Annotated in this window: 12 protein-coding genes; 10 read left to right on the plus strand and 2 right to left on the minus strand. The window is 64.3% G+C overall.

The window, feature by feature from the left end; translation table 11 throughout:
- Positions 1–64: 64 nt before the first annotated feature.
- From MKCMC460_RS27690 to MKCMC460_RS27710, 5 genes are all read left to right on the plus strand, one after another.
- The gene (locus tag MKCMC460_RS27690; protein WP_255731075.1) at positions 65–874 is read left to right on the plus strand and encodes a crotonase/enoyl-CoA hydratase family protein; all 810 of its coding nucleotides are present in this window, start codon (positions 65–67) and stop codon (positions 872–874) included.
- 172 nt (positions 875–1,046) lie between these two features.
- A complete protein-coding gene (locus MKCMC460_RS27695) occupies positions 1,047–1,394 on the plus strand; it encodes a hypothetical protein (RefSeq protein ID WP_236978344.1) in 348 nt (115 codons plus the stop codon).
- 4 nt (positions 1,395–1,398) lie between these two features.
- Positions 1,399–3,093 carry a DUF4185 domain-containing protein gene (locus MKCMC460_RS27700; RefSeq protein ID WP_238305102.1) on the plus strand — a complete coding sequence of 565 codons (1,695 nt, stop codon included), beginning with the start codon at positions 1,399–1,401 and terminating at the stop codon, positions 3,091–3,093.
- Between the two features lie 31 nt (positions 3,094–3,124).
- Positions 3,125–3,676, plus strand: coding sequence for a hypothetical protein (locus MKCMC460_RS27705; RefSeq protein ID WP_236978350.1), 552 nt, complete (start codon positions 3,125–3,127; stop codon positions 3,674–3,676).
- Positions 3,677–4,350: 674 nt separating this feature from the next.
- The gene (locus MKCMC460_RS27710; RefSeq protein WP_236978351.1) at positions 4,351–4,767 is read left to right on the plus strand and encodes an SUR7/PalI family protein; all 417 of its coding nucleotides are present in this window, start codon (positions 4,351–4,353) and stop codon (positions 4,765–4,767) included.
- 532 nt (positions 4,768–5,299) lie between these two features.
- On the opposite strand, the gene MKCMC460_RS27715 is transcribed toward MKCMC460_RS27710, so the two are convergent.
- Positions 5,300–6,520, minus strand: coding sequence for a cytochrome P450 (locus tag MKCMC460_RS27715; RefSeq protein ID WP_236978355.1), 1,221 nt, complete (start codon positions 6,518–6,520; stop codon positions 5,300–5,302).
- A 45-nt stretch (positions 6,521–6,565) separates the two neighbouring features.
- Between MKCMC460_RS27715 and MKCMC460_RS27720 the strand changes: the two genes are divergently transcribed.
- On the plus strand, positions 6,566–7,276 hold the full coding sequence (locus MKCMC460_RS27720) for an acetoacetate decarboxylase family protein (protein WP_236978357.1): 711 nt from the start codon (positions 6,566–6,568) through the stop codon (positions 7,274–7,276).
- 51 nt (positions 7,277–7,327) lie between these two features.
- Here MKCMC460_RS27720 and MKCMC460_RS27725 read toward each other — a convergent pair whose 3' ends face one another.
- Positions 7,328–8,359, minus strand: coding sequence for an LLM class F420-dependent oxidoreductase (locus MKCMC460_RS27725; RefSeq protein WP_236978361.1), 1,032 nt, complete (start codon positions 8,357–8,359; stop codon positions 7,328–7,330).
- Positions 8,360–8,417: 58 nt separating this feature from the next.
- Here MKCMC460_RS27725 and MKCMC460_RS27730 point away from each other — a divergent pair, with 58 nt between their 5' ends.
- Genes MKCMC460_RS27730 through MKCMC460_RS27745 form a run of 4 tightly spaced genes read left to right on the plus strand, consistent with a single transcriptional unit; the run spans position 8,418 to position 12,561 of the window.
- Positions 8,418–9,410 carry a Zn-ribbon domain-containing OB-fold protein gene (locus MKCMC460_RS27730; protein WP_236978363.1) on the plus strand — a complete coding sequence of 331 codons (993 nt, stop codon included), beginning with the start codon at positions 8,418–8,420 and terminating at the stop codon, positions 9,408–9,410.
- Positions 9,411–9,425: 15 nt separating this feature from the next.
- Entirely contained in the window at positions 9,426–10,490 is a 1,065-nt protein-coding gene (locus MKCMC460_RS27735; RefSeq protein WP_236978364.1) for a thiolase domain-containing protein, read from the plus strand.
- Positions 10,490–11,683 (plus strand): thiolase domain-containing protein, encoded by a 1,194-nt coding sequence (locus tag MKCMC460_RS27740; protein ID WP_236978365.1) that lies wholly within the window; start codon positions 10,490–10,492, stop codon positions 11,681–11,683. The genes MKCMC460_RS27735 and MKCMC460_RS27740 overlap by 1 nt, the downstream gene beginning before the upstream one ends.
- Positions 11,680–12,561 carry a TIGR03619 family F420-dependent LLM class oxidoreductase gene (locus MKCMC460_RS27745; RefSeq protein ID WP_236978366.1) on the plus strand — a complete coding sequence of 294 codons (882 nt, stop codon included), beginning with the start codon at positions 11,680–11,682 and terminating at the stop codon, positions 12,559–12,561. The genes MKCMC460_RS27740 and MKCMC460_RS27745 overlap by 4 nt, the downstream gene beginning before the upstream one ends.
- Positions 12,562–12,569 lie beyond the last annotated feature (8 nt).

Genomic DNA, 12,569 nt, shown 5'->3' on the forward strand with positions numbered 1-12,569 from the left:
CAAATTAGAACGTGTTACATTTCTTGACAAGCTGACTCCCCCTGACGCGCGAAAGGCGGTTGTAGTGTCTGAGACGCCAGCAAACGAATCTGGACCGGACGCACTGGTCGAGCAGCGTGGTCATACCCTGATCGTGACGATGAACCGACCGCATCGCCGCAACGCGCTGAGCACCGAAATGATGCAGATCATGGTCGAGGCGTGGGACCGCGTCGACAACGACCCCGACATCCGCGTCTGCGTTCTGACCGGCGCCGGTGGCTACTTTTGCGCTGGGATGGACCTCAAGACGGCAACCGCGAAGCCGCCGGGCGACTCGTTCAAGGACGGCAGCTACGACCCGTCACGGATCGATGCCCTTTTGAAGGGCCGGCGGCTGACGAAACCGTTGATCGCGGCCGTCGAGGGCCCCGCGATCGCCGGTGGCACCGAGATTCTGCAGGGCACCGATATCCGGGTGGCGGGCGAGAGCGCCAAGTTCGGCATTTCCGAGGCGAAGTGGAGTCTGTATCCGATGGGCGGATCCGCGGTGCGCCTGGTCCGCCAGATCCCCTATACGGTGGCGTGCGACCTGCTGCTGACCGGACGACACATCACCGCCACCGAGGCCAAGGAGATCGGGCTGATCGGCCACGTCGTGCCCGACGGTCAGGCGCTGACCAAGGCGTTGGAGATCGCCGAGGTGATCTCCAACAACGGGCCGTTGGCGGTCCAGGCGATCCTGAAGACCATCCGCGAGACCGAGGGCATGCACGAGAACGAGGCGTTCAAGCCCGACACCGCTAACGGTATCCCGGTGTTCTTGTCCGAGGACGCCAAGGAGGGGCCCCGGGCGTTCGCCGAGAAGCGAGCGCCGCAGTTCAAGATGCGCTAAAGCCCTCCCCCGGTGCCGAAACCGCCACACATCGCAGCGCGCGATCAGCGTCATCGACCGTGCGCCGCGCAGTGCTGCTGAATAGACCGGCCCTTTTTGCGATGCACGCCGGTAGGATTTCTTGGCATCAGTTAGCTGTCGGCTAGCTGCGGGGGAAGGAGCGGGGCAGCCGATGACTCTCAGGGTCACTCCGAGCGAGTTGCGTTCGGGCGCAAGCAAACTCGACGCCGAGAAGGCGGTGATCGCCGGGATTGTCGTGCCCGATGAGACAGCCGCAAAAGCAGGGCTGGAAGGTTTCGAGACCGCCGGCAAGCTCAGCGCGGCTAATGATGCGGTGAAGTCAGCGTTGAAAATCGTGGGGGGACGCGACGAAATCATGGCGAATCTGTTTCGCAACACGGGCAACGCGTACGAGCTGTCAGACTTGACCCTGGGGGGCACCGTGAAGCCGCCGTGGATGTCTGAGCAGGTCGCCGCCGGCTTGACCGGTATGGGCGATATGAACCTGTCCCGCAAGTAGCGCCATGGGTCGCCCGCAGAAGAGTCAGGTGTTCAAGGCCAACGTCAACGCCCTGGGGAATATCGCCCAGCCGCTGCGCGATGCCGCGAAAACCCTGGCCTCCTCCGGCGAAAGGGTCCACACGACGGTCCAGGAGTTCGACTGGGAGGGAGCGGCCCGCGAATCGGCCGTAGCCCGCTCAGATCGTGAGCTGACCCAGAACCGTATCGTTGCCGCCGACCTGGACGCGTTGGCCGATGCCTACGAGAACGGCAAGAAGACCATGGGGCCGATGATTGACGGCCTGAAATCCAAGGCCCGGGGCTTGGAAGGGAACCACTTCGAGGTTTCCGAAAACTGGGATGTCAAAGACACCTACGACTACGCCGCTGCTCGGAAACTCGCCACAATGATGGACCCCGCCGACACGGCGGGCCTACAAGAGCAGATCACCCAGCTACAGAACCGGCGAGCAAACGAGGCCGCCACCGAGGGCGGGAACCTAGGGCGATTGGCCGACGAGTTAGGCGTAGCCGACACCAACACCGCCACCGCCATCAGCAACGCAGTCGCCGCGCTGGGCGGAGCGAACGGACCGAAGCTGGCACCCCCGCCGCTGGCACCTGGTCAAGTCGCCAATCGCGGCGCTGTCGCCGGCACCGACAACCCAGGCGCCATTCCGGGCATCAGGGCTGCTGATCTCGGCGAAGTCATCCAGCTCCCCAACGGCAAATACGTGGCCATATTCGGAGATTCCTACGCCAACCCCGGGGTCGGTGGTGAAGGCAACCCGCACTACTCCTCGGTGGCGGTACCCGTCACTTTCGACGAACAGGGACGACCACATTTCGGGTCCCCGTTGAATGGGACAACGCTCAATCCGGGCTTACCCAACGAGGTGCAGGGTTCGAGCCCGTTGTTCCCGTTGCCGCAAGCAGCCATCAAGGCAGGAGCCAACAACACCCTGCCGGCAGGCAGCATCACTACCCGCGACGGACGCACCTACATGATGGTCGTGGGCACCAACACCACCGCCGCCGACCCACTCAAACCCGTGGGTTCCTGGCTGGTCGAAGTCAACAACAACCCGGCCGGAGGGTGGCGCGCAGTCGAGACCGACGGCCACGGCCACCCCCTGGACACCTACCGGTCCACCGGATCAAGCAGCGCACCCACCCAAATCAGCGGCTTCCAAGGAAGCGACGGCAACGTTTACATCGCGGCCGATAACTTCGACCGCAACAGCGGCGTCAGCGTGTACCGCGTGGATCCCGAACACATCGCCGACCGCGGCGCCTGGCAGCCCTACAACCCCGCCAACAACTCCTGGGGAACCGCAGGGCAACCAGCCACCGCCACGATCACCCCGCCCAATCAGAAATGGGGAGAAATCAGCTTCCGCGAAATCGACGGCAAAGCCGTCCTTGCTGGAGCAAACTTTCGCAACGGTCAACCGGAGAATTTCACCGTCGAGGTTCACGTCGGTGACAGCCCTACCAGCGTAGTACGGTCTAGCCCTATCGTGGTGATGAGCAACGCCCCTGGATCCCCCAACAACGTCCCAGCCCCCTACGGCGGCTACATCCTGCCAGGATCAACCCTGAACAACGTTGGAATCTTCGGTAGTCAGTGGTGGGGACCCAAAGACGCATTGGGCAATCCGCTCCCTGTGCACTACGACGTGCAGGACATCCGAGTGAATACGCCCGAACAACGATGACCGATGCTTCCAGGAGCTATAGGACAGCCCGATGATTCGCCTCATAACGGCACTCTTGCTCACCCTCGCGGGGCTGGCTTCGGCGTGCACAGCCACCGCCGACACACCCACACCCACCACCGAGCCCAGATTTGCGGATGCCGCACGGTTCCCCAACATGGACAGTTACACGGCAGCAAACCCCGACAACTACAAGACTGAATACGAAACCCCAGGCCGACCCGGTGCCAAGATGACCAGATACGGCTTCACCACACCAGACGGGATCGAGTGCGGCTTCGAACAAAGTCCGTCAGCAGGCTGTACCGGAATCCATTTCCCTTCGATGCCCCGAGCACTATGTGATCCATCGAATCAAAAATTCGCATTGTACGGGATAAGTACTAATAGCGGATTGCAACAATACGGCGACAGCAAGTGCGATGCGCCACCCGCCGCGAAGGTATTGCCGCCATTCCACACCCTCACGGTGTACGGCGTGACATGCGGCGTCGATGACAAGGGAACGACGGCCTGCAAAGACCCGCAAGGACAGGCTTTCGTGTTGTCACCGACGTGGTCCGGCTGGATTCCGAAAGTCTGAACATGTCAGACAATGCAGCGGACTGGCAGGCGGGCGAGCTGGACGTGATGCGTGCCTTGACTGATTTCGGCGGCCGACCCCGTTACTGCCCACGCGCGCGAGCAGATCGAGCAGAACTGTGAACGCCGAATCTAGCCACCGTTGGGGCTCTCTGTCGTACGTCTACGCAACCCACCCGACGGCGACCGCGAAATCGACGGCAAACCTTTCGGGTAACAACTTCAAGACAACCACGCGAAATGAATTCCGACTTTCGAAGTTCACGTCGGTGATAGCCCCGCCTGCGTCGTACCGCCTAACACCACCATGGTGATGAGTAACGCGCCCCTGGATCTCCCAACAGCGTCCCAGCCCTTGAGGCGGCTATATCCTGCCAGGATCAACCCTGGACAATCTTGGCCTTTTTGGCAGCCAATGGTTCCAACCAAAAGATCACCAAGGCAACCCCATCGGACCCGTGCACTACGACGTACAGGACATCCGTGTGAACACCCAATCAGCACAGCGATGACCTACATTTCCCCGATCCACAGGACGATTTGATGATTCGTCTCATAACGGCACTGCTGTTCTCCACCACCGCAGGGCTAGCCTCGGCGTGCACGGCCACCGCAGACACACCTACACCCACCACCGACCCATCCAAATCACCCGAAGCCGCCAGATTCCCAGACATGAGCAACTACACCCCAGCCAACCCCGACGACTACATGTGGCAAACCGAAAACCCCGGACGACCCAACAAGTTGACTACCTACGGTTTTCGAACCCCTGATGGTGTCGAATGCACTTTCGGGCAGTCATCGTCTGCAAGCTGCGTAGGCAACAGGCTTCCGTCCATACCCCCGGTATGTGATCCGCCAAAACGAAATTACGGCGCGAATGAGATCAGCACAGACATCGGGTTACGAGAGGTTGGAATGCCCTGCGATGACACCTCGCTCAGCAACGTGTTGCCGCCATTCCACACATTGACGGTGTTTGGCGTGACGTGTGGTGTCGATGACAAAGGAACGACCGCCTGCAAAGACCCGCAAGGACGGGGTTTTGTGTTGTCACCGACGTGGTCTGGCTGGATCCCCAAGATCTGATCATGTCGGACATCCCGCATCTACACCCGTTGATGCAGGAAGCTCTGCGCTCAGGCACGGTGCCGTCGCGGGAAGAGCTGGCCCGCGCGTTGGGTAAGCGGGTCGAGGACATCCCTGACCTCGACACCGGAGACGAGGAAGACACCGCAGAGCTGGAGGACCCGGCTGCTGAGGAGTTCCGTGCCCGCTACCACCACATGGTGGCGCAGCAAATCGCGGACTGGCACGCCGCCGAGCAGGAACGTGAGGTGCGTGCATTAACCGATTCGGCGACCGACCCATTCCTGCCCACGTGCGAGAGCAGATCGAGCAGGACTGTCAACGCCGAATCCAGCAAGCGTGGCGCACTTTCTTGCATCAGCGCAACCAACCCGACGACGACCCCGACGGTGAAGGCGGTAGCCCTGCCTCATGGATGCAGTCGGTCCTGTAGAAACACACCCTGGTCACGTAGGCGGCCCCTTGGGCGATGCCGGGTCGGCGGGCTGACGATCAAATGCGCTGGCGCCGGACCTCTGCGCGTGTCCCGAACCTACGACAACACCGGCGCGCTCGGCGTGAACACCACCGGCATCGACTCCAGCCCACTCACGAAGTTCGCCGGCCGCAGCGGCAACGCCGACTCGTCGGCCAACCGCAGATCCGGCAGCCGCCGCAACACCCGTTCGGTCATCATCGACAGCTCCAGCCGGGCCAGCTGATTGCCCATGCAGAAGTGCGTTCCGAAGCCAAAGGCCAAGTGCGAGTTAGGGTTCCGCCGGATATCGAATACCTCTGGCTGATCGAACTGCGACTCGTCGAAGTTCGCCGACTCGAACAGCAGCATGATCTTCTCCCCGGCCTTCAGCGAGGTGCCGTGGAATTCGGCGTCAGCCGTCAACGTCCGGCACATGTTCTTCACCGGCGAGGTCCAGCGCAGCATCTCCTCGATCGCACCCGGCAGCAACGACGGGTCGGCCACCAGCTCCGCAAACTGCGCACGGTTGCGCACCAGCTGTTCGGTGCCGCCGCTCAGCGTGTGCCGGGTGGTCTCGTCGCCGCCGATCAGGATCAGCAGCGTCTCCATGACGATCTCGTCGTCCGACATCCGCTGGCCCTCGACCTCGGCGTTGATCAGGATCGAGTAGAGGTCGTCGGTGGGCTCGGCGCGACGCTTGCCGATCAGGTCCATGGTGAACGCGGTGTATCCGGCGAACGCCTCCATCACCGTCTGGAATTCCACGGACGTCGGGTCGATGTGCGACGAGAGCCCGCACACCAGGTCGTCGGACCACTTCAGCAGCATCTCCCGGTCCGAGGGCAGCACCCCGAGCATGTCGCCGATCACTGCCATCGGCAGCGGCGCGGCGATGTCGCGGACGAAGTCGCACTCGCCGCGTTCGCACACCGCGTCGATCAGCGTGTCGCACAGTTCGCCGATCGCGGCTTCCTTGTCCTTGACCCGCTTACGGGTGAAGCCCGCGTTGACCAGCTTGCGCCGCACCAGGTGCGCCGGATCGTCCATGTCGATCATGTACGGCATGCCCGGCTGGTCGGGCCGGATTCCGCCGGTGCTGGAGAACAGCTCCGGATTGCGTTCGGCATCGAGGATGGCCTGATACGTTGTCGCGCCGGCCAATCCGTTGCGGTCACGAAAGATGGGCTGATTCAACCGCATCCAGCGATACGCCTCCCGCGCCCCGACTCCGTCGGCATAGAAGTTGCCGTCGGCCAGGTCGATGTTCAGGATCGTCTCAGGGATAGTCGAAGTCATCTACAGCCTCCAGTTTTCTGCCTCGAGCCCATTACAGTAAGCCCCATGTCTGTCTCGCAACACACCATCGCCGGCACGGTCCTCACCATGCCGGTGGTCATCCGCAAAGCCGACCAGCACTCCGCGATGTTCTCGGTCGACGCCAAAGCCGCGCAGCGGCTGATCGACTACAGCGGCCTGCAGGTCTTCGAATACCTGCCCGGTCGGGCGATCCTGCTGCAACTGCTGGTCCGCTACATCGACGGCGATCTGGGCCGCTACCACGAGTACGGCACGGCGTTCCTGGTGAACCGGCCGGGCACCCACGCCAAGGGTTTTCGCGCGATGGCCGATGCGGCGACGTTCATCCACCGTCTGCCGGTCGATCAGGAATTCACCCTCGAGGCCGGCCGCACCATCTGGGGCTACCCGAAGATCATGGCGGACTTCAACGTTCAGGAGGGCCGCAAGTTCGACTTCGACGTCAGCGCCGACGGCCAGTTGATCGCCGGGATCGAATTCAGCCCCGGCCTGCCGCACCCGGCGATGAAGGCGCAGACCCTGACGACGTATTCGCATTTGGACGGCGTCACCCGGGAGACGTCCTCGACGATGACGACGACGGGCGCCCGAACCCGACTCGGCGGCGCCCGCATCAGGCTGGGCGACCACCCTTACGGCAGGGAGCTGGCGTCGCTGGGCCTGCCCAAGCGGGCCTTGATGACGCAGTCGGTCGCCAACGTGGAGATGTCGTTCGACGACGCGCGTCCCCTGTGAGCCCACCGGGCCAATCTAGAACGTGTTCTAACGAAGCCGCAAGCCGCCCCGTCAGGTCAGCGCGGCGAGGTCGCGTACCTGCTCAACGCTGCGGGCGCCGACCACCATCATGGTGACGCCGGCCGCCTCCCAGACTTCGATTTGCTTACGCACGTAGTCCAGGTCGCCGACGATCATGGCGTCGTCGACGAGTTCGTCGGGGATCACCTTCGCCGCTTCGTCCTTGCGGTCGGACCGGAAGAGTTTGGTGACCTCGTCGACCACCTCGGCGTAGCCCATCCGGCGGTAGACGTCGGCGTGGAAGTTGGTGTCCTCGGCACCCATGCCGCCCATGTACAACGCCAGGAACGGCTTGACCGCGGCGAACGTCCCGGGCCGGTCGTCGGTCACCACCACCTGCGCCGTCGCGCAGATCTCGAAGTCCTCTCGCGAGCGCCGGGCACCCGGCCGGGCGAACCCCTCGTCCAGCCATTCGTTGTAGGTGTCGGCCATCCGCGGCGAATAGAAGATGGGTAGCCAGCCATCGCAGATCTCGGCGGCCAGCGCGACGTTCTTGGGCCCCTCGGCGCCCAGCATGATCGGGATGTCGGCACGCAACGGGTGTGTGATCGGCTTCAACGACTTGCCCAAACCCGTTGTGCCCGCACCGGTCAACGGCAGCGGGTAGTGCGGGCCGGCACTGGTGACCGGAGCCGAGCGGGCCCACACCTGGCGCACGATGTCGATGTACTCGCGGGTGCGGGCCAGCGGCTTGGGGAACTTGGCTCCGTACCAGCCTTCGACCACCTGCGGCCCGGACACGCCGAGCCCCAGGATGTGCCGCCCACCGGAGAGGTGGTCCAACGTCAGCGCGGCCATCGCACACGCCGTCGGGGTACGCGCGGACAGCTGCACCACCGAGGTGCCCAGTCGTACCCGCTTCGTCTCCCGCCCCCACCAGGCGAGCGGCGTGTAGGCGTCCGACCCCCACGCCTCGGCGGTGAAGATCGCATCGAATCCGGCCTCTTCGGCTGCGGCGACAAGTTCCGCGTGGTTCTCCGGCGGCCGGGCGCCCCAATATCCGAGTTGCAGACCGAGCTTCATCGATGTCTCTCCCAGACCAGTGTTGAAACGATTCTTAGAACCTGTTCTACTCGAAGGCGTGACAGCCAGTTCGAGCGGCCCAGCCCTGATCGATCACCCTGAGCCGCCCCTCTCCGCGCCGTTGACATTGTCCTTCGACTACACCCGTTCGGTGGGTCCCACGCTAGGGAAGTTCTTCACCGCACTGCGTGATCGCCGCGTTCTGGGAGTACGCGGTTCCGATGGCCGGGTGCACGTGCCGCCACCGGAATATGACCCGGTCACCTACGAGCCGCTGGGCGAAATGGTACCGGTGGCCAGCGTCGGGACCGTGGTGTCCTGGACCTGGCAGCCCGAGCCGCTCGGCGGTGAGCCGCTGGACCGCCCGTTCGCCTGGGCACTGATCAAACTCGACGGCGCCGACACCCCCCTGATCCACGCGGTCGACGCGAAGACGCCGGACCAGATCAAGACCGGCGACCGGGTGCGCGTGCACTGGGCCGACGAGACGGTGGGCGCGATCACCGACATCGCCTACTTCGTGCCTGGCGACGAGGAAGAGCCGGTCGAACCGGCCTCCTCCGATAAAGACCCGGTCACCATGATCGTCACCCCGGTCTCGCTGACCATCCAGCACACCGCCTCGCACGAGGAGAGCGCTTACCTGCGGGCGATCGCGCAGGGCAAGCTGATCGGGGCCAGGACCGGCGAATCCGGAAAGGTGTACTTCCCGCCGCATGGCGCCGACCCGGCCACCGGCCTGCCCACCACCGAATTCGTCGAACTGCCCGACAAAGGCACGGTGACGACGTTCGCCATCATCAACATCCCGTTCCAGGGCCAGCGCATCAAACCGCCGTACGTGGCGGCCTACGTGCTGCTCGACGGCGCCGACATCCCGTTCCTGCACCTGGTCGCCGACGTCGACGCGCACGAGGTCCGGATGGGCATGCGGGTGGAGGCGGTCTGGAAACCCCGCGAGGAGTGGGGATTCGGCATCGACAACATCGAGTACTTCCGGCCCACCGGCGAACCGGACGCCGACTACGACACCTACAAGCACCACCTGTAAAGGGCTCAACCACACATGAGTGATCGCAACGTTGCGGTGGTCGGCTTTGCCCACGCTCCGCATGTCCGCCGCACCGACGGCACCACCAACGGTGTCGAGATGCTGATGCCGTGCTTCGCCCAGCTCTACCAGGACCTGGGCATCACCAAGTCCGACATCGGCTTCTGGTGCTCGGGTTCCTCGGATTACCTTGCCGGACGGGCCTTTTCGTTCATCTCGGCGATCGACTCGATCGGTGCCATGCCGCCGATCAACGAGTCGCACGTCGAGATGGATGCGGCCTGGGCGCTGTACGAGGCTTACATCAAGATCCTCACCGGCGAGGTGCAGACCGCGCTGGTGTACGGATTCGGCAAGTCCTCGGCGGGAATCCTGCGCCAGATCCTGACCCGGCAGACCGACCCCTACACCGTCGCGCCGCTGTGGCCGGACTCGGTGTCGTTGGCCGGCCTGCAGGCTCGGGTCGGTTTGGACTCCGGTAAGTGGACCGCCGAGCAGATGGCGCAGGTCGCTCTCGACTCGTTCGCCCAATCGGAGCGCAACGACTCGGTGCAGCCGGCCGAGAGCATCGACGAGCTGCTCTCGCGGCCGTTCTTCAACGACCCACTGCGACGGCACGACATCGCCCCGATCACCGACGGCGCCGCGGCGATCGTGCTGGCCGCCGGTGACCGGGCTCGCGAGCTGCGCGAAAACCCGGCCTGGATAACGGGAATCGAGCATCGGATCGAGACGCCCGCGCTCGGGCTGCGCAGCGACCTGACGGTGTCGGCGTCCACCGCGGCGTCGGCCAAAGCGGCCAAGAACGGCAACGACGCGATCGAGGTCGCCGAGATCCACGCCCCGTTCACCCACCAGCATCTGATCCTGACCGAGGCGATCGGGTTGACCGACAGCACCAAAGTGAATCCGTCCGGCGGCGCGCTGGCCGCGAACCCGATGTTCGTCGCCGGGCTGGAACGTATCGGCTTTGCGGCACAACACATCTGGAACGGCTCGGCGGGGCGGGTGCTGGCGCACGCCACCAGTGGGCCTGCGCTGCAACAGAATCTGGTCGCGGTCATGGAAGGACAGAACTGATGGCCGGCGCAGGAGCCAACCTGGCCGCGGTGCTGGGCACCGGGCAGACCAAGTACGTCGCCAAGCGCAAGGACGTGTCGATGAACGGCCTGGTGCGCGAGGCCATCGACCGCGCACTGGAAGACTCGGGGTCCACCTTCGACGATATCGACGCGGTCGTGGTGGGCAAGGCGCCCGACTTCTTCGAGGGCGTGATGATGCCCGAGCTGTTCATGTCCGACGCGATGGGCGCCACCGGCAAGCCGCTGATCCGGGTGCACACCGCTGGCTCGGTCGGCGGTTCCACCGCGATCGTGGCGGCCAGCCTGGTGCAGTCGGGCAAGTACCGCCGCGTGCTGGCGATGGCGTGGGAGAAGCAGTCGGAGTCGAATGCCATGTGGGCGTTGTCGATTCCGATCCCGTTCATCAAGCCGGTCGGTGCCGGTGCGGGCGGATACTTCGCGCCGCACGTGCGGTCCTACATCCGCCGGTCCGGGGCGCCCAATCACATCGGCGCCATGGTGGCGGTCAAGGACCGGCTGAACGGGGCGCGTAACCCGTTGGCGCATCTGCACCAGCCCGACATCACCGTCGAGAAGGTGATGCAATCCCCCATGCTGTGGGACCCGATCCGTTACGACGAGACTTGCCCGTCCTCCGACGGCGCCGCGGCCGTGGTGATCGGCAACGAGGAGAGCGCCGATGCGCGGCTGGCGCAGGGACATCCGGTGGCCTGGATCCACGCCACCGCGCTGCGCACCGAGCCGCTGCAGTTCTCCGGTCGCGACCAGGTGAACCCGCAAGCCAGCCGGGACGCTGCCGCCGCGTTGTGGAAGGGCGCCGGGATCACCAGCCCCATCGACGAGATCGACGCCGCCGAGATCTATGTGCCGTTCTCCTGGTTCGAGCCGATGTGGTTGGAGAGCCTGGGTTTCGCCCCGGAGGGCGAAGGCTGGAAGCTCACCGAGGCCGGCGAGACGGCGATCGGCGGACGGCTTCCGGTGAACCCGTCCGGCGGGGTGCTCTCGTCCAACCCGATCGGCGCCTCCGGCCTGATCCGCTTCGCCGAAGCCGCGATTCAGGTGATGGACAAGGGCGGCGACCACCAGGTGCCGAATGTGCGAAAGGCGTTGGGCCACGCCTACGGTGGCGGCGCCCAGTACTACTCGATGTGGGTGGTCGGTAAGGACAAACCGCAGCGGACCGGCGAATGAAGTACACCTGCAGCATCGCGATGGGTCAGATCGACCAGCTGATCGAACTGGCCAAGACCGCCGAAGAGGTCGGGTTCGACTCGATCGCGCTGCCGGATTCGATCTTCTATTTCGAGAAGCAGTCCGTCGACTACCCCTATACCGCGGACGGTAAGCGGATGTTCGACGAGAACACGCCCTGGGTGGACCCGCTGATCCTGGCGGGCGCGATGGGCGCGGTCACCACCAAGCTGCGGTTCTACACCAACGTGATGAAGCTGGGGTCGCGCAACCCGTTGTTGGTGGCCCGACAGGTGGGTTCGGTGGCCAACCTGACCAACAACCGGTTCGGCTTCGGGGTCGGGATCGGCTGGGCGCCCGAGGAATTCGAGTGGTGCGGGGTGCCTTATCAGCGCCGCGGCAAGCGCGTCGACGAGATGATCGAGGTCATCAAGCTGGTACTGGCCGGCGGCATGGTCGAATTCCACGGCGAGTTCTACGATTTCGACCGGCTGCAGATGAGCCCGGCGCCCAGCGAGCCGGTGCCGTTCTACGTGGGCGGCCACACCGACGTGGCGCTGCGCAGAGCGGCCCGCGTGGGCGACGGCTGGACCAGCGCGATGATGACGCATGCCGAGCTGGCCGAGACGATCACCAAGCTCAACGAGCTGCGCGCCGAATACGGCCGCGCGGAAAAGCCTTTCGAGTTCCAGGCGGTGTGCATCGACAAGTTCGGGCTGGACGGACATCGCGAGCTCGCCGAGATCGGGGTGACCGACTACATCACCGTGCCCTGGATTTTCGACGGTCACGGCTTCGACGCGCCGCTGGACAAGAAGCAGGATTCGTTGAAGCGCTTCGCCGACAACTACATTCATTCCGGTTGGCAGGACAAGTGAGCAAGGTC

The organism is Mycobacterium sp. 20KCMC460, assembly GCF_022179425.1.
Classification (GTDB): Bacteria; Actinomycetota; Actinomycetes; order Mycobacteriales; family Mycobacteriaceae; genus Mycobacterium; species Mycobacterium kiyosense.